Genomic DNA, 20,780 nt, shown 5'->3' with positions numbered 1-20,780 from the left:
ACCGGAGGGCGGTTGCCCGGCGCCGCATCCTGTCGTTGCGGCGCAGATGTGGACTTGAGGACATGGACCCTATCAGCGCGCGCTCGAGGACCGATGCGGCGGCGAACGGTGGCCCTGCGGTACCCGTGGAGCGCCGCCGGCGGCTGTCACCCGCGGCGCTTGCGGTCACCAATCAGAGGGTGCGGCCGGCCTATTCGCCCGTCGTCATCACCGGCGTCGTCCGTGCCGCCGATTTCGTGCTGCTGAGCCTGATCGGCGTCGCGCTCTACCTCGGATACGCCGCCCGCATCGATGGCTTCAACTGGCGCTATATCGAGGCGATCCTTGCCGTGGCCGCCGCCGCGGTCGTCTGTTTCCAGGCCGCCGATATCTACGACATCCAGGTATTCCGCGGCCAGTTGCGGCAGATGGGGCGGATGATCTCGTCCTGGGCGTTCGTTTTCCTGCTGTTCATCGGCATCTCGTTCTTCGTCAAGCTTGGCGATGCCGTCTCGCGGCTCTGGCTCGCCTCGTTCTTCTTTGTCGGTCTGGCCGGCCTGATTGCCGGGCGGCTCTTGCTGCGCGCCGTCATCCGCCGCTGGGCGCGCGACGGCCGGCTCGATCGCCGCACCGTCATCGTCGGTTCGGACGAGAACGGAGAAAATCTCATCAACGCGTTGAGAGCGCAGGATGACTCCGACATCGAGATTCTCGGCGTGTTCGACGACCGCAACGACTCGCGCGCGCTCGACACCTGCGCCGGAAGCCCGAAACTCGGCAAGGTCGACGACGTGCTCGAATTCGCGCGGCGCACCCGGCTCGATCTCGTGCTGTTCGCGCTGCCGATCTCGGCGGAAACCCGCATCCTTCAGATGCTGAAGAAGCTGTGGGTGCTGCCGGTTGATATCCGGTTGTCCGCGCACACCAACAAGCTTCGCTTCCGCCCCCGCGCCTATTCCTATCTCGGCGAAGTCCCGATGCTCGATGTCTTCGAGGCTCCGATCACCGACTGGGATCTGGTGCTGAAATGGCTGTTCGACAGAACAGTCGGCGCTTTCATCCTGCTGCTGGTCTCACCCGTGATGGCGCTGGTCGCACTCGCGGTCAAGCTCGACAGCCCTGGTCCGGTGCTATTCCGGCAGAAACGCTTCGGCTTCAACAACGAACGTATCGACGTCTTCAAGTTCCGCTCGCTGTTTCACGATCAGGCCGATCCGCTGGCCACGAAGGTCGTGACCAGGAACGACTGTCGCGTCACCCGTGTCGGACGCATCATCCGCAAGGCAAGCCTCGACGAGCTGCCGCAACTCTTCAACGTCGTCTTCAAGGGCAACCTGTCCCTCGTCGGACCGCGCCCTCACGCTATTCAGGGTAAACTGCAAAGCCGCCTGTTCGACGATGCCGTGGACGGCTATTTCGCGCGCCACCGCGTCAAGCCCGGCATCACCGGCTGGGCGCAGGTCAACGGCTGGCGCGGCGAGATCGACAACGAGGAAAAGATCCAGAAGCGCGTCGAGTTCGATCTCTATTACATCGAGAACTGGTCGGTGCTGTTCGATCTCTACATTCTGCTCAAAACTCCGCTGGCCCTCCTGAAATCAGACAACGCTTATTGATCCGATCCTCGTGCATCGAGTTTGCGAGAGTGTAATGGCGTACCCCGCAGCGGTTGACAGTTCGCTTCCGCAATTGACGCCGATGCCGGGCGTTGCCGCGCTCCAGCGCTCGCTGTTGTGGCTGGTCGGGGCCGGCGGCGCGATCGTCTACATCGAACCCAGCCCATACGAATTTGTGACCCTGGCGGCGATAATCGTGTTCTTCGCGACGGGCCTGCGGATGCGGCTGGCATTCGTTCCGCTGCTCATGCTGCTGTTTCTCGTCAACATCGGCTACACGATCTGCGCTGTATACCTGATGGACAAGACGCCGATCGTGAACTGGATCATGACCTCCTGGTACATGGCAGTGACGGTCATCTTCTTCGCGCTGGTGTTTTCGGAGGATACGGCGGCACGGCTCGAACTGCTGCGGCGCGGCCTGATCTTCGGTGCGGTGATCGCGTCGGTGGCCGGCATCGCGGGCTATTTCCATCTGGTGCCGGGCGAACACGACCTGCTGACGCTCTATGGCCGCGCGCGCGGCACCTTCAAGGATCCGAACGTGCTCTCCGCGTTCCTGATCCTGCCGGCGCTGTTCGTGCTGCAAAGCGTCGTCACGGATGGTTTTGGAAAGACTGTTCGCAGCGCCATCGTGCTCGGTATCATCAGCCTTGCATTGCTGCTGGCCTTCTCGCGCGCGGCCTGGGGCCAGTTCGTGCTGACATCGGCTTTCATGCTGGCCCTGATGTTCCTGACCAGTCCGTCAACGAAACAACGGTCGCGCCTGGTCACGACGGCGGTGATCGCGACTGCGGCGATTGCGCTGCTGCTGGCGATCCTGCTGTCGTTCAATTCGATCGACAGCCTGTTCAAGCAGCGCGCGAGTTTCGACCAGAGCTACGACGAAGGCCGCTTCGGCCGCTTCGGCCGGTATATTCTGGGGTTCCAGATGGCACTGGACGTGCCGCTGGGCATCGGTCCGCTACAGTTCACGCGGTTCTTCCCGGAAGACACCCACAACTCATATCTGAATGCCTTCATGTCCGGCGGATGGATTTCGGGCATCTGCTATCCCGCGCTGATCTTCACCACCGTGATTCTGGGTTTTCGTTACATTTTCGTCCGGGTTCCCTGGCAACGGACTTACCTGGCGATCTTCGCGGCGTTTCTGGGAACCGTCGGCGAGAGTTTCATCATCGACACCGATCACTGGCGTCATTTCTGGCTGATGCTCGGCACGATGTGGGGCATGTTCGCGGCATCCCACCAGTACATGGCCGACGCCCGGCAGGCTACCGTCCAACATGCGCCGCAATAGAGCTGGCAAAAATTCTATGGCTCGATCGTGAACGTCAGCCCCGCGCGATCGACGAGACGTTTAATCAGCGCGTCCTTCATCGCAGCGCCCGGCGTCCAGAAACCGCCCGCAACGTCCGGTGTGTCGCGCCGCAGGCAGATCGCACATTCTGCGATCATTTTGGAGGTCGATCCGTAGCCCGGATCGCGGTCGCCGGTTACCACGGCCTTCACCTGCCGCCCGTCGGGTCCGATGCCGACGAAGAGAAGATCGTAATGTCCGCTCTCGCGCTCCTCCTTCGACGGTCCCTCGCCCGGTTTCGGACCGCCCTGCGCGCCGAGCTTGTTGTTGGCGGCAATGATGGCTTTCGCGGTCGCCTCGCCGGTCTCCTTCGGCCCTGCGACCATCATCTCGTCGTAGACGAAATCCCGGCTGTAGGGAAACTCGAGCAAAAAGTTGGACCGGTGTACGTTGCGGGTGTTGATGTTCGCCATCACGAACGGCGCCAGCCACATCCCGATGTCCTCGTCGAACAGCGGCTTGTTGCCCGGCGGCTGCTTCGGCCCTTCGAAACCCGGCGTCAGCACGAAGGGATCGCGCAGTTTCGGCAACAGAGTCGGATCGTTGGCGGCCGCGGCGAAGATTGCCTTCATGCTCGCGGCGGTGCCGCCGGAAAACGTGCCCTTCATCTTGCGCACGCGGCCCTTGACCCGCGCGACGCGCGATCCGAGTTGCTGTTTCGCGGCCTGCTGAAGAAAGAACACGCCGAGTTCGAACGGCAGCGAATCGTAGCCACACGAGAACACGATCCGCGCGCCGCTCTTGCGCGCCTCCGCCTCGTGCGCGTCAATCATCTGCCGCATCCATATCGGCTCGCCGCAGAGGTCGAGATAGTCGGTCCCGCTGGCCGCGCAGGCCGCGACCAGACCGGAACCATAGAGTTGATAGGGTCCGACCGTGCTCAGCACCGACGCCGTGCGGCCAACCATGGCTTCGAGCGACGCGGGATCGACGGCATCCGCGGCGATCAGCGTCAAGTCGTGCGGCGCGCCGATGGCGTCGCGCACCGACGCGAGCTTGTCGAGACTGCGTCCGGCAATGGCCCACTTCAGATCACCGCCGCGATATTCGGCGGCAAGATATTCCGCGACGAGCCGGCCGGTGAACCCGCTTGCACCGTAGACAATGATATCGAATTCCGCCGACGACGCCATGACCGATTCCCCGAGAGTGTCCTGCTTATAGCGTTTTCGAGCGAAGTGGATACCGGTTCGCGTGAAGAAAACGCGTCAAATATGGTTTCGGCTCCGTCGAATGCACGATCAAGGCAGCCGATGAACCACAGCAGCCAGGACGCGATGTCGAGGTCGCCCTTCTGCGTCGACTCCACCATGTCGTAATAGACTTTGCGCTCGGTGCGGATTTGCGCGGACATGCTGTAGAAACGCTGCGCGGTTCCCTCCGCGCGCGCCAGCGCAAGGTCGGCAATGGCGGGGCGATGCGTCCGTTGCCGTCATCGAAAGGGTGAATGGTGACAAACCATAGATGCGCGATTCCGGCTTTCAGGACGGGGTCGTTTGGCGACGTGGCGACGGAAATGCTCAACGACGATCTCGACCTTCTGACCGATGGCGGTGGGGTGAAGATTGGCATAGCGGGCTCCCTTACGCTGGCCGCGCCGCCCGCTCAATTTGGGGTCACGCCCGATGATGTCGAGCAACATGGGGCGAGGCCATTTTCTCCCGCCCCAGGTGCGCAAGCACTGGAGCGATAGAGATAGGCGACGCGAAACTCGCCATCCACGTCGGGGTTGCCCGCTCCGCCGTCACGACCACGATTGAATGGCAGGAAACGAGTGCGGCCATCTTGCAGCCGCGTGGTCATGGATACGGCCAGCGCGAAATGCACCAGCGCGCCGCGCTTGAAGGTCAACAAAGGCTCCCCTGCGGGAGAGCGGTCTTTGCGATATTGCTTTTCGGCGTGGCGGAAATTGGAGCCGGTTGTTCGCGGTCAAATTCTCTGGACACGTTATATATACACAGCTATATATACACTCAGATATAATGAATCGGATACTTTATTATTTGGAGCGCAACATTTTGATCGAGTTGTCCGCGCATCAAAGCTGGCGAATGATTCTCATTGGCATCGACGATACCGATAATCTCGAAAGCCACGGGACGGGCTATCTCTCGCGACAGCTGGGCGCGTTGATTGCCTCTTCGGGGACAGCACGGGTCCACGAGATTACCCGCCATCAGTTGCTTTTCGATCGACGCATTCCCTACACGTCGCACAACAGTTCGCTTTGTCTGCGGGTTGAAGTTCCGTCAGATGACACGTCCGCCTTGGCGGATATGTGCCGGGCCTATCTGCTGGAGCACAGCGCCGTCGGATCCGATGCCGGCTTGTGCATCGCGGCTTGGTCCAACGTGCCGCCTGTTGTCGAGGATTTCGGCTTCAAAGCAAAAAAGGAAATCCTCACCCGGGACCAGGCCCGAGATCTGACGCGACGCGAGGGGCTGTTTCTCGAAGGACTAACCGGCGATCATGGCGGCGTGATCGGCGCGCTTGCCGCAGTCGGCCTGCGCAAGAGCGGCCGCGACGGTCGTATCGCCTGGCGACCGGGCCTGCGCGAAACCCGCGGCATTGTCACAGGCGCCCATCTTCTGACTCACTCCGGGATCGATGCCATTCGCCAGGTCCATAGCGGCGAACCGGTGGACGCGTCCGATCGTATCAGCGTCAACCCATGGCCGCGCGGCGTCATGATTGATGGCCGGGCCGTTCTCCTCGTCGAACCAACAGGAAAACCCAATGACCAATGTCAATGGCAGCTCGCCCCAAAGGATATTCTCCGGCAGTACTGATGCGGCGGTCGACGCTTTCACGGGCTTCGGCATCTGTCTGCTCGCCGGCGGGTTGGTCTGGGCAGTCGATGCATGGCTACGACTGCCGCTGCATCTGCCCGGTTGGCGCGGCCTGATCGTGATGGCAATATTGGTAGGCGCGCGCGGCGTCACCGGGCTACCGTGGGCGGCCAGCGCCGCCGTCTGCAGTGCCGCCGTTGTCGGTTTCGCCGCGGGCAACATTGGCCCTCACGGCGTTCTGATCTATCTGGTGCCGGGGTTGGTCATCGATTCTTTCGGCTTACTCGGCCCGGCGTGGCGCAGCTCGCTATTACGCATCGGCTTTTCCGCCGGCGCCGCCAACGCGGCCAAGTTCATCAGCATTCTGGCCTTTGGCGCCGGCTTTCGTGGCGTCGGATCCCTCCTCCCGTTGTCCAGCCATTTCCTGTTCGGCCTGGCCGGCGGCGCTTTCGCTGCCATCCTGCTGATGCGCGCTCGCCGAAAGTGAACCCATACAATGACACGGCACATTGTTACCGCGATCCTGGGGTTGTCGGCTGCGATCGCCCCAGCCAAGGCCGACGAAGAAAGCCAGAAACGTACCGAGCCTTATATGCTTGGTGCAATCGTCGTCACCGGGCAGACGCCTGATCGCGCCGCGAGCAAACCAACGCCAACTGGTCAGAGCATTAACCGCGCCGCGCGCAAACCGGCGCCAGCCGCGACCGATCATGAGGCCAACCAGACGGCGGGCAACCTTGCATCGTCAGGGCTTGATCGGGCATCCGACCGGGCGACGTTTGAAAACACATCGACCGTCACCGAGGAGCAGATCGCGCAAAAGGGCGCGCGCAGTCTCGACGAAGCGGTGCGCGCCGTTCCAGGCGTGGTCGTCACCAGTGGCGGCCAGAGCATCCCCCGCATCATGATGCGCGGTCTACCGCCGCGGCAAACGCAGATTTTCCTCAACGGTGTCCCGCTGAATTCCGCTGTCGACGGCCAATTCGATCCCTCCCTGATCCCGACCGAGAATATCGACCAGATCAAAATCATCCAGGGCCCAAGCTCGGTTCTTTATGGGCCAGGAACGATTGCCGGCGTCATCGACATCATCACCAAGAAGGGCGCCAACGGGATTCATGGCGACCTCGGCACCGAGATCGGCGGCGGTGGCGCGCATCGCGGCTACGGCACCTTGTCTGGCGGCTTTGAGGATTATGATTTCTTCGTCAGTGGCAGCCACACGGACCGCGATGCTTTTCTTCTGCCCGACGGCAGTTATCGATCCAACAGCGACAATGAGCAGTCCAATCTGTTCGCCAATTTCGGCGCACGCGTCGGCGATTGGCGGCTTGGCGCAACTGTCAGCTACCTGAAGGGTTACCAAGGTCTGGCGCCAAACACGATCGCTTCAGGATCCGGGAATCCGTTTACCCCAGGACAGAATTTCGAACGGCTCGATTCGATCGAGGGACAGTCGGCGCAATTCGATGCCGCCTACGAGCCGGGCGGTCCGTTCGCGCTGCGCTTTACCGGCTATCTCAATCAACTCGACATCCACGACAGACGCTTCGACGACGCCACCTACACGACCATGAGTAGCCCCTCCGTCAAAACATTCGACGAGATGATCCGCACCAAGGTCAGCGGCGGCCAGGCCGGGATTCGCTACGGTCTTGGCGCTTTCGGCAACATCACGTCGAACGTGGCGGTCCGCCGGGAAGCGGACGATCTGTCAGGCGTGATTCGTGATGTCGTTCTCCCGGTAAACGGTGCCGGCTGCGGCGGTGGTGGCGGCGGTGGTGCTGCTGGTGGCGGCGGTGGTGCTGGTGGCGGCGGCGGTGCTGGTGGCGGTGGCGGTGCTGGTGGCGGTGGCGGCGGCGGTGGTGGTGGTGCTGGCTGCGGCGGCGCCGGTGGTAACACCTTTGGCTGGCGTGCCCTGGATGAATCTCATGCGTTGACGACCACATCGGCCGCTACCGAATATCGCGTCGATCCGTTGCCGCGATTGCATTTGACGATGGGTTATAGCCAGCATTGGTTTCAGCGGCCTGATGCAACGAACACGGGCGCGCAGTGGATGGCGAGCGTCGGCTACGACCTGACATCGGATCTGCTTGCCTTCGGCACTTATGCCCGCAAGGTTCGTTTTCCGACTATCGATCAGCTCTTCAACCCGCAGCAGGGCAACGCGACGCTGCGCCCCGAACAATCGGACAACTATGAAGCCGGCCTCGCCTGGACGATCGCGCCGAGAGCACAGTTACGCGCAAGCGCGTTCCACAACGATGTGAGCAACTTCATCCTCAACGACCAGATCAATCAAGTCTTCGTCAACCGCGACGTCATTATCTCCGGCGTCCAGGTCTCGGGCGTCTATTCGCCGCTGTCGACACTGACGTTCCGGCCTGGTTATACCTATCTCGACATGCGTTATCCGTCGTCGGGATTGCCCGTCGACTATCGGCCGCGCCATGTTGTCGATATGCTGGTCGCCTATGAACCCTATCCCGGTTTGCAGGTGTCGAGCGACCTCTCCTATTTCATGGACCAGTCGGTGGGTTCGAAATCGAACGCCGCCGTGCGGCAGGCGCTTCCCGACTATGCGGTGGTCAACGCACGGATCCGCCAATCCTTTGGTCACGGCATCAGCGGCTATGTGCGCGCCACCAATCTGTTCAACAGCAAGTACGATTATGCAGTCGGATTCCCAGCCGCAGGCCGCACGGTCTACGCCGGACTAGAATATCATTTCTAGACTTTCATCGACCGTAGGAATGTACGAACTTTGCGAGGTGTTCTTCTTGAGCCTCAAGAGCAGGAAGGACGGCCAAATTCTCCGGACCAGCTCTGACAGCACCTTCGAATGCCTTGTCGCGCCTGTGGCCTGCGGGGAGGTCCCGCCTGAACCCGCAATCTTGTCCAGGTATCGGTCGCCGGCGTTGGGGTCATTAGGGCCGGCGGTCGTCCAAAGATCTCTTGAGCGGCTCGCTTGCAGTCGACGCCATCGAACGACTCTTCATTGAGTGAACAACGGCGCGAACGTCTGACATCAAATCATGTGCCGTACGTGTGACATGGAGCATTTGGGAATGGTTGGTATCGGTCGCCGGAATGTTTGGAAATGCCGGTCAAATAAGGATTTTTTGAATCTCGTCACGGAAATGCATTGTGGCACACGATAAAAACTGGCAAATCGATTTAAGCTTTTGATAGCGCGAGATAATTTTGGAGCGGGTGAAGGGAATCGAACCCTCGTATTCAGCTTGGAAGGCTGCTGCTCTACCATTGAGCTACACCCGCGCTCGCCGATCACCTATCACGTCGCGCCGGTGCCCTCAACCGTCCCGCAGCGCGACGGTCGCGCCCGGAAAGGATGAGCCAGCTCCCTTAACATGCGGCGATTTTGCGCCTATTATGTTCCGGTTTCCATCAAACGAAAGGAGGTGATTCAGTGTCTTATAACGAGCGCTGTCACCTCGCTGGGATCGCCCGCTAGGCTTTTGAGCCTGGCGATGGGCGGCTCAGCGCCCGGGACCAGCGAGACAACACTGGGGGCGCGGCGGGGCAACCTCGCCGCGCCTTTTCGCTGCGACGGCGGCAGATGCGACCGAATGCATCCGCGGATGGACATCATCGCGCGTTGGCATAGTGGTTATGACGATGATGGTGACGCCTCGCGTCATGCCGTCCTCGTCCGCTCCAGCCGCCAAGCTGGAAATGTCCGCTGTCGGCGTTTGCCCATTGCGCGCCGGAAATCAACCCGCAGGAGTTCGCCAGCGCGATCTCGTTGTGAGGCATCCGTGGGCGCGTGACGTTACGCCCGTACTGGTTGATATCGAGCGCCAGCCCAGCCGGATGCAGCGAGGCACGCACGCTGCCATGCGCGCGCCATCCGCCCATAAAGCGGATCCGATAACCCTGCCGGTCAAGGGCCGAAACAAGGCACTGGAAAGCACCGGTGGCGTGGCTGGCAACATGCGCCGTGGCGCCGGAGGCCGAGCGAACCACACCGGCCGCCCGCCCCGCGCCTTCGGCCATGACCCGTGCAAGCCCTTTCGGGATTCGCCTGTGCGATTTGTAACCTGCCCGGTGTCTGACCGCGGAATGACGGGAACGGGCGCGGGCGGGCTCCGCCGAGTCATACAGCGGCCTCCCGTTGCCATAGCAGGGACGCATCACATCGCAGCCCGTGGCAATCTGCATTTTTTTAGAAGAAGATTTGGCAGACGAAGGTGTAACGACAATGCAAAGCATCGCCGATGCAAGAAGCAGTCGGATCATCGTATCTCCGGGAAATGCTGGAGTGCGGGAACGCAGCAACTAAAGCCCTGCTCTGAAATGTCCGGCATGGAACCGCTGGTCATGATAGCGGCTACCTATGACCGGCAACCACGACCTGTCCAGCTAGACGCGGATAGGCGTATGAATTAACATTGAGGGTTTAGGTTAAACCGCGGGCTTGCACGGACCGCCGGGTAATGGCCTGAGGCCAAAAAGCCTAGTCAAATCAAATAGGAGCTTGCCAGCGGTGGGGGGTAGGTGTGGGATACACCAGCGCCGCCAATGGCTCGAAACGACGACCTTTGAGACGACGGAGGCTTGAACAATGAATGACTTTTGGAAATGGCGCAGTTCTTTGCAAGAATTCAAGGGAGAGGGTGACAGCATCAGGCGCGGTAGAAATAGTTTCATTTACGGCGCATTACTGTTGCTTGCTATCATCGCTGTATTCGCGATCTTCGAATACGCGCAATGAAATCGCGAAGCACTGGAAATGGGAGAGCCTTCTGTCCTTTGCATTTACGGCGGCGTGCTGCGCCAGCTTGACGATCCAAGGGTCGGAATCCATAACGAGATCATTCGATATCACATGCTGCAACTGTTTTCGCAGGCAGCGTTCCCATGGCTTTGCGCGACGAGATCGTTAAGGACGCGCAACGGGGTGGCGACTTCCGGCTGCGAAGGACGTTCCGCAAACGGAACGCACGCCGCGTGAGGTTTCCACCGATTCCGCTCTCGGGCAGTCACGACATGATCTCCATTTGGAACGGAGTTCTGCTTCGACATGAGCGATATAAGCGGTGTTTTCAGGTCACTTCCCTGGTATCCAGCGCAGCGGTATAGGCCCAAGGCAGCAGGTCGTCGATCTGGCTGTTGGGATGGCCGTTGACGATCCTAGTGATGACGTCGGCCAGATAGTTATGCGGTTCGATGCTGCAAAGCTTGCAGGTCTCGATCAGCGAGGCGATGACGGCCCAGTGCTCGCCGCCGCTGTCGGAGCCGGCGAACAACGCGTTCTTGCGGTTGAGCGCAATCGGCCGGATTGAGCGTTCGACGATGTTGCTGTCGATCTCGATGCGGCCGTCATCGAGGTATCGCGTGAGCCCCTACTCCGACCTGCTGACGCAGGCATCGCGACGTGGGTGGTGCGGAGAGTGCAAGATGGCGTCCGATCCGAATAATTTGAATCGCATTGGCCGGCTTAACCTTACGTCGTCGTTCCTGTTGAACATTATCTCAGCCCCATATTGCCGTCTCCGCTGGCATGACACCTTAAGCCCGGCGCGAGAGCAGGACATTATGACACCGGCTGACAAAGATACTTCATGACACCGGCTGACAAAGATACTTCCGTTCGATCGGCGGCTTCCGGCCGACTCAGCTTGAGGCCGCGGGTATGCGTCGTCGACAGCAAACCGCGCAACCGCACCTTCCTCATCGATGTGCTGGAGGACATCGGGTTTATCACTGTCGAATGCACCGACATATCCGAGATGCACACTCTGCTGAAGGCGCAGACGTTTAGTCTCGTTGTGCTCGGGGCGTCGGCCGACGATATCGAAATCGACAAGATTCTACAAACGCTCGCCACGATTCAATTCGAGGGCAAGGTGCTGCCGATCGCAGTGCCGAGGTCGATACTCGCTTTCGCCATCCAGGAACGAGCGCGCGATCTCGGCATTGAAACCCTGCCCGCGCTGCCAGCGTTGTTCACTGCCGACATGTTGCACAGAACCATCGCTGCGCTGATCCCGGCCGAGGCCCCGCCGAGCCCTGTGGTGGATGTGGCCGAGGCGCTCAGCGCCGGATGGCTCGAATTGTGGTACCAGCCCAAGATCGACATCTGCACCCTTGTCCCACGTGGTGCGGAGGCGCTGATCCGTATGCGTCATCCAGCTTGGGGCGTGGTGTTACCGACCGGCTTCCTCCCTGATAATAACGACACAGCTTTCCGTAGTCTCTCGGATTTCGTAATCGGACAGGCGCTCGATGACTGGCACTATTTCATCGAGCACAATGGCCCGGTGAATCTGTCGATCAACCTTCCCGTATCATCCCTGTTCGACGAGTCAGCCTTCACATCTCTGTGCAGCAAGATGCCAACGCACCCGGCCTTCGGCGGTCTGGTCGTTGAACTGAAATACACCGAGGTGCTTGCCAACCTTGAGCGCGTCATTGATATTGCCGAGCGCATCCGCTCTCACAACATCGCGGTGTCAATTGAGGATATCGGCGCCGACTGGCCTGCGCTAGCCGCACTTGCGACCGTTCCGTTCATTGAGTTCAAGGTCGACCGCCAGTTCATCACCGGCTTTGGCAATGACCGCCTGAAACAGAGCGTCTGCCGCGGCATCGTCGATTTCGCGAACGAACACGGTGTTCGGACGGTCGCCGAAGGCATCGAGAGCCGCGCCGACTTCGTCACCGCGCGACAGCTGGGTTTCGAAGTCGCTCAGGGCTTCCTGTTCAGCAAGGCGATGACAGCGCGCCAGTTCGCCCACACCGCGCTAACTCGTCCGATAACACTGCCTGAGTGAATCGGACGAAGATGTTGGATACAGCCCACTGCGAGACAATTGTTCCTATGTACACGCCCCGCGCTCGACGCAAAAAACGCTTGCGCAACGGCCAACGCCTCACGTCGTGTTCAGCCGTCAACTCGCGCTTGTTCTCCGATCGTGAACCATTGGGTCACGCTAAAGCCTCTCGCGCGATCTTTAAAATCCTCTCGCGCATTGGCCCTTTGTCATGCGCCCTCCCCTCGTCGTCACCGGATCTAAAAACGATATGCCGAAGCGATAGCCGACTCGAAGCCCCAATAGTTCGCGGCACGCATGCAGATCACGACACGCTTGCCTTCCTCCGCTTCTGGGAATATTCGAATGGCTGTGGGAAATGCCGGAGCAGATTGAGCGGACGGCGAATCGCGAGACCGTCGTAGAGCGGTTGAAGGCCCTCCATTTGGGATAGTCTCGCCCTTGAGATCGCCAAGCGCCGGAGGTTATCATTGATCCGGGACAATGAAACGAAAGGTGCGACCATGAGCAACGAAGACAAAATCACCGGCACCGTCCAATACCGCGGTAAAAAACGGATATATACTGCGGACTTTGAGGCCGACACGCACGACGATTTGGTCTGCCTATTCCCAACGAACTTCGTGGCTGCTGTGCCAGCGATCAAGAAATTGCTGGATTTGTCTTACGAAGAAACGGCGCTCAATCAGCTAAAAAAACTTGTCGATGAAGAGATTGAGACGAAAGCCCCGACGATGAGATTTAGATAAAAGGGAGCCAACCACGCCTTTTTTGTTGCCTCAACGCATCGCAGCGACGATGTTGGCGAACATGATCACTAGCGCCGCAACCCATCCGGCCCGTTGAACGATCTTTCGTTCACGCCATGGCATGCGCTTGAAGCCACGCTCTTCCTTTAGCTCGCGTTGATTTTCATTATTCAAGCCCGGGGTGCTGTTCATCCCGTGTAGGTATCGAAGCGGCCATACTTTACGCGATTACTCGATGATACCAGGCTCTATAAAATGAAGGACCTGTGCTAATCGATTGGCCGAAGTAGAAGCGCTCGCCGCGAGCAAGTAAAAACTCATTCTCACTCCCCCGGCTCAGGTCATGCGCGCAACCCGTGACGGCAGGTGGAAAGCCACGGATCACGCGCACGACCAAAGCACTGCGCCACATTGCCAGCAAACTGAAATCAGGGCCGGCCGGAATGACGACCGGACAATCAGCCGATGAAAATCGCCATCAGCACGACAATGGTGGCTATGGTCGCTGTGGCGGTCATCCCTATCTTGACGAAAGTCTTAAACTGCCGCTCGTGCGCCGGATAATCCATTCCATCCGCCGTCGTGAATACCATTTCGCTATGGTCCGACATGTCAATCCTCCCAAGGCATGGTTGATCTACCGTGACAAATTAGCGCAGTCTCCATTTCTGTCGATCCTTCGGCGCGTCACGATCATGTGATGCATCGGATAATAGAGCGGCATCGATCAGTTGGCCGAGACCAGCATGGCCGTTTGATCGATTGCTTCGCAATAGCGAAACAAGTTGACGTCTGACTCACCAAGCACAGCGGCCGTGCTCTGCTCATCCGTCACGGGCGGCTCTGGCCAACCGCAGAAGCACGAATTTATTGCTCGTCAGGCTGTCGCGCTCGACCTCTGCGACAACATTGCATCAAGTTCTGGTAGCAGAACGATGCCGTCCTGATCGCTACCTGATGAATGCACGACGAGCCACTTGCACGGCGCTCCGCTCTCATTGCACGGAGCATGCGGGACATCCGCCGGCATATAGACCTGATCCTCGGCCTTGACTGCGACGCGATGCTCAAGTTTGTCGCCGTAATAGACCGCGCATTCACCTTCCAAAAGGTAAGCGATCGTCTCGATACCCTTGTGGTAATGGACCTTTGCCCTGGCACCCGGAGGCATCGGCAGCACATTCAAACAGACCTGTTTTGCTCCGGCCGTCTCCTTCGATACGCCGGCTCCGTAAGTAAAGCCCTGCTTGCCGACATAGGTCTGGCCGGGCTCAATCACTCTCACCGCATCTGAGAATCCTGACATTTGTAATCTCCCAACAAGCCAATCGACCGGATGTAATTTACCACAAAAATTCGAGGCTACCCGCACGCACGCCGGATGGACGCGCCGGAAGCGTTCCCCCTTGAAGCGGGCATGGATATGGGCAACCGAGCAACCGAGCAGTGTTGGCAAGAAGAATCGGCTGGGCGGTAACCGCGCTGCGGCCTACGTCGAACGTGAGCGGCTTGCTGATCTCGCGACCATCACAATACATCGCTACGATTTGCCACCGAAAGCTTCGAGGATTTACACGATGCAGGCATGTGGTTAGCCGGGCGGCGGTGAAGCCGTTGCGTTGCGATGCTCTTTTCGATCTGCCGTCAACTTTCGCCCCTCGTAGCGTGGACCTGCATGTGGTCGATAGCCTACTTCTCTTGAAACCCCTTTGGAAAACGACCCTGTACGAAAGCGGAATTAGACTTCGCAATGCGAAAGGGTGGGCTTAATCTCGCCAGTACCCTCTACTGCTATGTAGGCCCGAAGGACGAGATCAGGGAATACGGCAAGCGCGTTCTCGGCTTTAGGGACTGGAATGCAAAACAAATAAGAGCGCACTCACCAACATTGAAGGCAACAATGTCTTACTCCGATCAGCGCACCCTATGCCTTGGCCTCGTTATAGCCTGCTTGTTTTCGGGCCACGCTCTGGCAGACGCGGTTCCTAAGGCAGTAACCGTCAGTCCGCTTGCTTCGACCAACAAGACCGCCTCAGGCCAGCCGATCACCCTTCCAGCAGGACGGACCACAGTTTCAGTGTCGCGCTACATCATCGCACCGGGCGCCACGCTGCCGGTCCATAAGCATCCCTATCCGCGCTATGCATATGTCCAGGCAGGACATCTCGCTGTCTATGCCGCCGACACTGGCCAACGCTACGATTACAAGGCCGGCGACTTCATCGTTGAGATTCTCGATGGATGGCACTACGGCGAAAATACAGGCGCGGAGCCGGTCGAACTCCTGGTCATTGACCAGATGCCCGAAGGTAGAACGACGAACACGGTGCTTAAACCGTGACATCACGACGGTCGATCGAGGCGCACTTAAGGCCGGAATAGAAAACGTCGCCGGCCCGGATGCCGTCCGGCAGCCCTTCTATATGCCGAACGATTGGTCGAGAGTCCTTGCCAATGAAAAGCCGGCGCGGGTCAATGTCCCGTGGTTATAATTCTGATCCCATTGGTTGACCGCGAACAGCACAATTGCCAGAACGAAAATCATTCTCAGCCTCGCGGGCTTGCGTGGCTTGCTAAGAAAATAGAAAGCCCCGGCGGAGCGCTTCCCTCGCCTATGTCAAAAGGCCGTCGCATCTGCTTCGGGCGCCTTTTTCGGAAGGCCTCATCATCGTAATCGCGATGGGTTTGGTATGCGTCTCACGCATCCTATTGCGCTACCGCAAATCATTCATGCAACAGGTATGTATCCTTGGCTCGTCGAATGGCGGCTACCGCGGACGCTCAGCTATATCTGTCTGACCGGTCACCGTCGTGAAAGACGCAAGATCAACCGTATCCTGGGAAACTTGACATGTCTGATCATAGCCAAATCGTGTACTCGACGGCGGAATGGATGGATTATCCGGAGCATGAGAAAACGTATAATTTCTTCGTCAAATTAGGAACGATCTTCGCATCGACCGCCGCCACCGTTCTCGCGTTGATGGCGATTTTCCTTACCTGATTGTCCGATCGTCGTTCCAAGGGCCGGCATTTCTGCCGGCCTTTATCTTGCCGTCGCACACGCGGTGAGGCATCCGACTATGACGAAAGCCTCCCTCGGCAACATACACGTACTCAGAAGAGGATGATTAAATGCACAATCAGCTTTGCCGAACAAACCGCGATGCCGAAATCCGTCAGTATCAGCAAAAAGTGTCTCTGCCGTTCATCTAATTCCGAGAAGATTCTGCGCATGGGAACTCCTCCTCCCCGCGCAAACATCCGCTATCCTTGGTTAGTTCCGCTCTTGAATGAACCAAGGAGACATTCGGATACTCACTTTTCGGCGAGGCAGGTCCATGTAATCCGCCCCGCTCGTCACCGCGCGGGTAGAAACCCCGACAAACTGTAAGATTGGTCAGAATAGAAAACCCGGGGCTGGGTCTATGAGACTCAGCAGCGGCCAACAACATCCTCTTGTGCAGATCGTGCAAGGGGTGTCGAGGCCGCCGCTCGGAGGCGTCCTTCCAGTCAAACGCCCGATTAGCTAACGCTCCCAACTAGCATTAAGCCATGCGAATTGCGCTTGATAGAAGCCAAGTCGGGGCGGGGTTAAGCTGTGCCCGGAACCCTTCCCTTCCCCGCGCATTAACCGGCTGGAACGGGATACCTCACCCTCGCAATTCCCGAACCCGACTTGGGCCCGCTGTGGCCAACTACCGGCGGGCCTCTTTGTGACCCAAATCTTAGCGGCTGACGCGCGTCGCGCTGCTCTCTCTGCTCAACAGCACAGTCGGCGACCTCACGACTTGGGAGCATTACCGGCTTCGTCTACGATCCAGCAGTACCGACCGAGTATCCGCCGACTTACCGCACCCCGACCCACACCCAAGGGTGCGACGAATCTTCGACGCGGGCAATGCCGCGCGACTGACCGCCCCGTGCCCGGCTGTGCAGCGTCGATCGCACAAAACGCGACCTTACCGCATCCAGCAAAAGCTGGAGTTCTCGTTACCCAGGTTGTTACCCTTGGACAAAAATGAAAAAGAAAACGCACCCCGGATCGCGGCGACGAAAATCGACTTTATGCTGTAAAATCATGGTGGTGGGGGAGGCAGGACTCGAACCTGCGAAGCCATAAGGCGGCTGATTTACAGTCAGCTCCCTTTGCCACTCGGGACACTCCCCCGCAACGCCGTCGGATGTCACCCCACCGAAAAGTGGCCGGGCCGACCGTGGATGACATTGAAGGCACCTGCCCGGAAGCCGGGCGTGCGGTTGCGCCGCGTTTATGAGCGAAGCGCCCCGTCAAAGTCAACCGAGAGCGTTGGGGATTGCGTGTTTCCGCACATCGGACGATGAAAACGATGAAATTGCCATTGTTTCAGGCCCGTGAGACAAGCGCACATGAGCGATCATGATCCACACCCGCGATTCCAGCGCACTTCCCGGCCATGGGGAGACAGCCGTGCCAGGAAGGCCGGAGACCGGAAACGCCCCCGGGGGCGGGGTTCGGCGCGGAATGGCGGCGAGACCGGAGCCGACGGCCCGGCCATCCTCTATGGCTGGCACACGGTGACGGCCGCACTGGCCAATCCACGCCGCCGAATCCGGAAGCTGCTGCTCACCGAAAACGCGGCACGGCGGCTTGCGGATGAAAACATCGAGACGCGGCTCACGCCCGAGATCGTGCGTCCGAGTGCGATCGACCAGCGTCTCGGCCCAGACGCGGTGCATCAGGGGCTGCTCGCCGAAGCCGATCCCCTGCCCTCGCCGGATATCGACACGCTGGCGCAGGAAGGCATCGTGCTGGTGCTGGACCAGATCACCGATCCGCACAATGTCGGCGCGATCATGCGATCGGCCGCGGCCTTCGCGGTGAAGGCGGTCGTCACCACGGCGCGTCACAGCCCCGAGGCCACCGGCGTGCTCGCAAAATCCGCATCCGGCGCGCTGGAACTGGTGCCGCTCGTGCTGGTGCAGAATCTGGCACGGGCACTGACCGAACTGAACGACCGCGGCTTCATGACCGTCGGCCTCGACAGCGCCGGTGGCGAGGATCTCGCCGCCATCCAGTTGCAACAACCGCTGGCACTGGTGCTCGGCGCCGAAGGCAAAGGCCTGCGCCAATTAACGCGGGAGACATGCAATGCAGTCGCGCGTCTAGACATGCCCGGCGACATCAAGAGTCTCAACGTCTCGAACGCCGCGGTGCTCGCGCTCTATATCGGCGCGAGCCGCCTCGGCCTGATGCGCTGACGGCGCACGAAAACGCCCGCTCGCATTGGCGTTGCGAGCGGGCGCTTATTTCTCGGATGAGCGTCAGATCAGTAGCGGCGACGCAGCACGTGATGGCGGTGGCCATGATGATGACGATAGTGCCGCGATCCATAGACCACGCGCGGGGCTGCGAAGCGATGGCCATAGTGGCGCGGCGCATAGCCATAACGAACGCCATGGCGATGCACGCCGTAATGCGAACGCGGGTGGCGCCAGCGATAGCTGTACACGACCGGGCCGGTCACGCGCGCGCCGTCATAGTAGTGATGCATGGCATTGGCATAACGGCCGCCGTCGTAGGGGTAGTAATAAGGGCGCCTGTAGGCATTCCATCCGGCTACGGCGCTTTCCTGATAGGTCGGCACCGGCGCGAAGTTGCCCGGACCGCCGAAGGCCGGCCCCTGATTGACATAATAATATTGTGTCGGAGACGGCAGACGTTGATAGGCGGCGACGCCGTAGCCAGCGCCGTAATAGCCTTGATAATAACCGCGCGCGCATGGGTTGTAAGCCTGGCACGGCGAACATCCGCTCGTGAACAGCCCGCCGCACGCCATCGCGGGCGCGGCGCTTGCGGCCACCACGGCAACGGCCGCGACCAATCCTGAAATCATCTGACGCATTGACTCTCTCCTGCTGCTTCTTTGTTCGATTTGAAGTCGTAAGCTTTCGAAACTGTCGGGGGTCTCAATGAAAGCCTCGGGGCAAATCCGAGCGTCCGATCTGGGGCGCGAGGATCACCGCCGGAGGCGTCTGCGGGATATCGGATTGCGCGGGCGTGGGTTCGGAATGGGCCGACCATGATTGGTGAAAGCTTTCGGCGCGCGGCGGCGGCTTGCGATTTGCCGGAGGTTCGATCTCAAGCCGACCGTAACCGGGCGCGTGACCGAGGCTCGGATAATAATGACCGACGTGCGGCTCGGGATCGACGTAGCGTCCGCCATACACCGTCGGCTGCACATGGTTCCGTCGGGCAAGGCCCCAGTCGCCCTCGACAATGGCGTAGGAAGCATCGACACCGTTAATGATGATGGGAACGCCGGGCCGGCCGGGAATCACGATCACCGGACCGCTGTCCGCGAGAGCTGTCAACGACGTCCCGATCAGAATGGCCAGCGCGAGTCCGATACGCATCACAAGGTTCCGGTTTAGGGCAGACCCTAATCGAACCGGCGCCGGCAAGGGTTAAAGCCACCGCCGAAACTGCCGGTAAGCCTAACGTGCAGGCATGCGCCGGCGTTCAATTGCGACTGATCCCGCTATCGAAATGTTAACGCGAAAAGCTGGCGAGGCCATGTCGGTCGCCGGCTTCGGCATCGTTTCCATGACCGGCCCATCAGGCGATTCCATCCCTTGAGTCCCAGTCAATATTTTCCCGGCACGACTCCCAGACGGATTCGACTATGCCTTGGCTGAGGCGGGGAAGACTAGGTTTGCTCCCAAACCCTTGGCGGGGTCCGCCAGTATCTCCAGCGGTACTTACAGGAACGCAATCGCCGAACGTCCAGCAAAGCTGCGGCAGCGGTTCGGAAATCGGAGGAGCGGCAGACATAGCTGCGCTTGGATTACGATCAGTACCGACGCTCAGAGGCGCAGCGGCTGTTTGATGGTCTACCTTCAGCTGAAAGGCGTCGATCGAGGCTTTGGCACACACAAAATTAGACGCTACGTCTCTAACTTCATGGCTCCAACACTACTACGCGTGGAAAAGCTCCGTCTCACTATCGAGCGGCATCCAGGCCTGGTCGCCGACTTTGAGCAGGGATGCGCGATCAACGCGTGCTTGCCAACAACGCTCGTAGGATTGCCGCAGGACGCCCGTGACGGTCCCAGCCGCCTCAAGCCGTCACGTAGACGATGAGCACGACAAAGCCGCTGATCGCGAGCGTGGCGTGAATGCCGATCAGCGTGCCCGAGAGCCGCCGCTTGCGAAGGCGTGCTGAAAAGAGCGTCAAGCCGACAACGGCCGCCAGCGCGACCAGCACGGCTGCAATCATGCCGAACGAGCCGGCCCCCTGCTCGAGCCCACGAGGCGGCCCACGTAAGGCGAGACCGAGACAGCCGAGACCGCCGATGGCGATCAGTCCGTGCAATGCCGCCAGCCGCCAGGACGGCATTGCAGCGCCTTCACGCATATACAGAACCGCAAGCACGGAGCCCAGCAGCACGGCAATTCCGAGGATGGTGAAAGCGGTGATCAGCACTGGCTCAACCCTTTTGTAGTC

At 59.8% G+C, this 20,780-nt stretch carries 20 protein-coding genes, 2 tRNA genes and 2 pseudogenes; 11 read left to right on the top strand and 13 right to left on the bottom strand.

Annotated elements, in window-relative coordinates:
• The first annotated feature begins 62 nt into the window (after positions 1-62).
• Together V4R08_RS02820 and V4R08_RS02815 are read left to right on the top strand one after the other, a co-directional pair.
• Positions 63-1,595 carry an undecaprenyl-phosphate glucose phosphotransferase gene (locus tag V4R08_RS02820; RefSeq protein WP_335577943.1) on the top strand — a complete coding sequence of 511 codons (1,533 nt, stop codon included), beginning with the start codon at positions 63-65 and terminating at the stop codon, positions 1,593-1,595.
• A 34-nt stretch (positions 1,596-1,629) separates the two neighbouring features.
• Positions 1,630-2,895 (top strand): O-antigen ligase family protein, encoded by a 1,266-nt coding sequence (locus V4R08_RS02815; RefSeq protein ID WP_335577942.1) that lies wholly within the window; start codon positions 1,630-1,632, stop codon positions 2,893-2,895.
• Positions 2,896-2,909: 14 nt separating this feature from the next.
• Here the strand turns inward: V4R08_RS02815 and V4R08_RS02810 are convergent, their stop codons facing one another.
• From V4R08_RS02810 to V4R08_RS02800, 3 genes and pseudogenes are all read right to left on the bottom strand, one after another.
• Complete coding sequence (locus V4R08_RS02810; protein ID WP_335577941.1) at positions 2,910-4,088, bottom strand: saccharopine dehydrogenase family protein; 1,179 nt, start codon at positions 4,086-4,088, stop codon at positions 2,910-2,912.
• 80 nt (positions 4,089-4,168) lie between these two features.
• Positions 4,169-4,461: pseudogene (locus V4R08_RS02805) on the bottom strand (Fic family protein); the annotation flags it as partial.
• A 99-nt stretch (positions 4,462-4,560) separates the two neighbouring features.
• Positions 4,561-4,806, bottom strand: coding sequence for a hypothetical protein (locus V4R08_RS02800; RefSeq protein WP_335577940.1), 246 nt, complete (start codon positions 4,804-4,806; stop codon positions 4,561-4,563).
• A 68-nt stretch (positions 4,807-4,874) separates the two neighbouring features.
• Between V4R08_RS02800 and V4R08_RS02795 the strand changes: the two genes are divergently transcribed.
• From V4R08_RS02795 to V4R08_RS02785, 3 genes are read left to right on the top strand one after another with little or no spacing between them, the layout of a single operon-like run.
• Positions 4,875-5,744, top strand: coding sequence for a hypothetical protein (locus V4R08_RS02795; RefSeq protein WP_335577939.1), 870 nt, complete (start codon positions 4,875-4,877; stop codon positions 5,742-5,744).
• Positions 5,692-6,231 carry a hypothetical protein gene (locus V4R08_RS02790; protein WP_335577938.1) on the top strand — a complete coding sequence of 180 codons (540 nt, stop codon included), beginning with the start codon at positions 5,692-5,694 and terminating at the stop codon, positions 6,229-6,231. Before V4R08_RS02795 ends, V4R08_RS02790 begins: the two co-directional genes overlap by 53 nt.
• 9 nt (positions 6,232-6,240) lie before the next feature.
• Positions 6,241-8,481: a TonB-dependent receptor gene (locus V4R08_RS02785; protein ID WP_335577937.1), complete on the top strand. Its 2,241-nt coding sequence runs from the start codon at positions 6,241-6,243 to the stop codon at positions 8,479-8,481.
• A gap of 471 nt (positions 8,482-8,952) precedes the next feature.
• Here V4R08_RS02785 and V4R08_RS02780 read toward each other — a convergent pair.
• The 3 genes and pseudogenes from V4R08_RS02780 to V4R08_RS02770 form a co-directional block, all read right to left on the bottom strand.
• Positions 8,953-9,026, bottom strand: a tRNA-Gly gene (locus V4R08_RS02780).
• A gap of 330 nt (positions 9,027-9,356) precedes the next feature.
• Complete coding sequence (locus V4R08_RS02775) at positions 9,357-10,007, bottom strand: hypothetical protein (RefSeq protein ID WP_335577936.1); 651 nt, start codon at positions 10,005-10,007, stop codon at positions 9,357-9,359.
• Positions 10,008-10,813: 806 nt separating this feature from the next.
• Positions 10,814-11,113 (bottom strand): annotated as a pseudogene (locus V4R08_RS02770) (transposase domain-containing protein); the annotation flags it as partial.
• Positions 11,114-11,449: 336 nt separating this feature from the next.
• Between V4R08_RS02770 and V4R08_RS02765 the strand changes: the two are divergent.
• A complete protein-coding gene (locus V4R08_RS02765; RefSeq protein ID WP_335577935.1) occupies positions 11,450-12,544 on the top strand; it encodes an EAL domain-containing protein in 1,095 nt (364 codons plus the stop codon).
• A 503-nt stretch (positions 12,545-13,047) separates the two neighbouring features.
• The gene (locus tag V4R08_RS02760) at positions 13,048-13,293 is read left to right on the top strand and encodes a hypothetical protein (protein ID WP_335577934.1); all 246 of its coding nucleotides are present in this window, start codon (positions 13,048-13,050) and stop codon (positions 13,291-13,293) included.
• A 30-nt stretch (positions 13,294-13,323) separates the two neighbouring features.
• Here V4R08_RS02760 and V4R08_RS02755 read toward each other — a convergent pair whose 3' ends face one another.
• From V4R08_RS02755 to V4R08_RS02745, 3 genes are all read right to left on the bottom strand, one after another.
• The gene (locus tag V4R08_RS02755) at positions 13,324-13,485 is read right to left on the bottom strand and encodes a hypothetical protein (protein ID WP_335577933.1); all 162 of its coding nucleotides are present in this window, start codon (positions 13,483-13,485) and stop codon (positions 13,324-13,326) included.
• A 266-nt stretch (positions 13,486-13,751) separates the two neighbouring features.
• Positions 13,752-13,904, bottom strand: coding sequence for an aa3-type cytochrome c oxidase subunit IV (locus tag V4R08_RS02750; protein WP_335577932.1), 153 nt, complete (start codon positions 13,902-13,904; stop codon positions 13,752-13,754).
• A 266-nt stretch (positions 13,905-14,170) separates the two neighbouring features.
• Entirely contained in the window at positions 14,171-14,749 is a 579-nt protein-coding gene (locus V4R08_RS02745) for a cupin domain-containing protein (protein ID WP_335577931.1), read from the bottom strand.
• Here V4R08_RS02745 and V4R08_RS18195 point away from each other — a divergent pair.
• The 3 genes from V4R08_RS18195 to V4R08_RS02735 all read left to right on the top strand — a co-directional run bounded on the left by V4R08_RS18195 (position 14,740) and on the right by V4R08_RS02735 (position 16,297).
• A complete protein-coding gene (locus V4R08_RS18195) occupies positions 14,740-15,063 on the top strand; it encodes a DUF6886 family protein (RefSeq protein ID WP_442935615.1) in 324 nt (107 codons plus the stop codon). The genes V4R08_RS02745 and V4R08_RS18195 overlap by 10 nt on opposite strands.
• A gap of 307 nt (positions 15,064-15,370) precedes the next feature.
• Positions 15,371-15,634 (top strand): cupin domain-containing protein, encoded by a 264-nt coding sequence (locus V4R08_RS02740; RefSeq protein ID WP_335577930.1) that lies wholly within the window; start codon positions 15,371-15,373, stop codon positions 15,632-15,634.
• A 510-nt stretch (positions 15,635-16,144) separates the two neighbouring features.
• The gene (locus V4R08_RS02735; protein ID WP_335577929.1) at positions 16,145-16,297 is read left to right on the top strand and encodes an aa3-type cytochrome c oxidase subunit IV; all 153 of its coding nucleotides are present in this window, start codon (positions 16,145-16,147) and stop codon (positions 16,295-16,297) included.
• Between the two features lie 1,081 nt (positions 16,298-17,378).
• Here V4R08_RS02735 and V4R08_RS02730 read toward each other — a convergent pair.
• Positions 17,379-17,464 (bottom strand) — tRNA-Tyr (locus V4R08_RS02730).
• A gap of 218 nt (positions 17,465-17,682) precedes the next feature.
• Here V4R08_RS02730 and rlmB point away from each other — a divergent pair.
• Entirely contained in the window at positions 17,683-18,534 is an 852-nt protein-coding gene (rlmB, locus tag V4R08_RS02725; RefSeq protein WP_335577928.1) for a 23S rRNA (guanosine(2251)-2'-O)-methyltransferase RlmB, read from the top strand.
• A gap of 68 nt (positions 18,535-18,602) precedes the next feature.
• On the opposite strand, the gene V4R08_RS02720 is transcribed toward rlmB, so the two are convergent.
• From V4R08_RS02720 to V4R08_RS02710, 3 genes are all read right to left on the bottom strand, one after another.
• Complete coding sequence (locus V4R08_RS02720; protein WP_335577927.1) at positions 18,603-19,178, bottom strand: hypothetical protein; 576 nt, start codon at positions 19,176-19,178, stop codon at positions 18,603-18,605.
• 64 nt (positions 19,179-19,242) lie between these two features.
• Positions 19,243-19,689 carry a hypothetical protein gene (locus tag V4R08_RS02715; RefSeq protein ID WP_335577926.1) on the bottom strand — a complete coding sequence of 149 codons (447 nt, stop codon included), beginning with the start codon at positions 19,687-19,689 and terminating at the stop codon, positions 19,243-19,245.
• Positions 19,690-20,393: 704 nt separating this feature from the next.
• Positions 20,394-20,759 carry a hypothetical protein gene (locus V4R08_RS02710; protein ID WP_335577925.1) on the bottom strand — a complete coding sequence of 122 codons (366 nt, stop codon included), beginning with the start codon at positions 20,757-20,759 and terminating at the stop codon, positions 20,394-20,396.
• Between the last annotated feature and the right edge of the window lie 21 nt (positions 20,760-20,780).

Origin of the sequence: Nitrobacter sp. NHB1 (assembly GCF_036964665.1) — a bacterium.
In the GTDB taxonomy this organism is placed as follows: domain Bacteria; phylum Pseudomonadota; class Alphaproteobacteria; order Rhizobiales; family Xanthobacteraceae; genus Nitrobacter.
Note: the sequence above shows the minus strand (reverse complement) of the source record. Positions and strands in the feature narration are given on the sequence as shown.

Excerpts from the sequence above, each read along its gene's own strand:
- V4R08_RS02810 (WP_335577941.1), bottom strand. The coding sequence starts at position 4,088 with ATGGCGTCGTCGGCGGAATTCGATATCATTGTCTACGGTGCAAGCGGG.
- V4R08_RS02785 (WP_335577937.1), top strand. The coding sequence starts at position 6,241 with ATGACACGGCACATTGTTACCGCGATCCTGGGGTTGTCGGCTGCGATC.
- V4R08_RS02820 (WP_335577943.1), top strand. The coding sequence starts at position 63 with ATGGACCCTATCAGCGCGCGCTCGAGGACCGATGCGGCGGCGAACGGT.
- V4R08_RS02720 (WP_335577927.1), bottom strand. The coding sequence starts at position 19,178 with ATGCGTCAGATGATTTCAGGATTGGTCGCGGCCGTTGCCGTGGTGGCC.
- V4R08_RS02775 (WP_335577936.1), bottom strand. The coding sequence starts at position 10,007 with ATGATCCGACTGCTTCTTGCATCGGCGATGCTTTGCATTGTCGTTACA.
- V4R08_RS02760 (WP_335577934.1), top strand. The coding sequence starts at position 13,048 with ATGAGCAACGAAGACAAAATCACCGGCACCGTCCAATACCGCGGTAAA.
- V4R08_RS02735 (WP_335577929.1), top strand. The coding sequence starts at position 16,145 with ATGTCTGATCATAGCCAAATCGTGTACTCGACGGCGGAATGGATGGAT.
- V4R08_RS02715 (WP_335577926.1), bottom strand. The coding sequence starts at position 19,689 with ATGCGTATCGGACTCGCGCTGGCCATTCTGATCGGGACGTCGTTGACA.
- V4R08_RS02755 (WP_335577933.1), bottom strand. The coding sequence starts at position 13,485 with ATGAACAGCACCCCGGGCTTGAATAATGAAAATCAACGCGAGCTAAAG.
- V4R08_RS02815 (WP_335577942.1), top strand. The coding sequence starts at position 1,630 with ATGGCGTACCCCGCAGCGGTTGACAGTTCGCTTCCGCAATTGACGCCG.
- V4R08_RS02790 (WP_335577938.1), top strand. The coding sequence starts at position 5,692 with ATGACCAATGTCAATGGCAGCTCGCCCCAAAGGATATTCTCCGGCAGT.
- rlmB (WP_335577928.1), top strand. The coding sequence starts at position 17,683 with ATGAGCGATCATGATCCACACCCGCGATTCCAGCGCACTTCCCGGCCA.
- V4R08_RS02750 (WP_335577932.1), bottom strand. The coding sequence starts at position 13,904 with ATGTCGGACCATAGCGAAATGGTATTCACGACGGCGGATGGAATGGAT.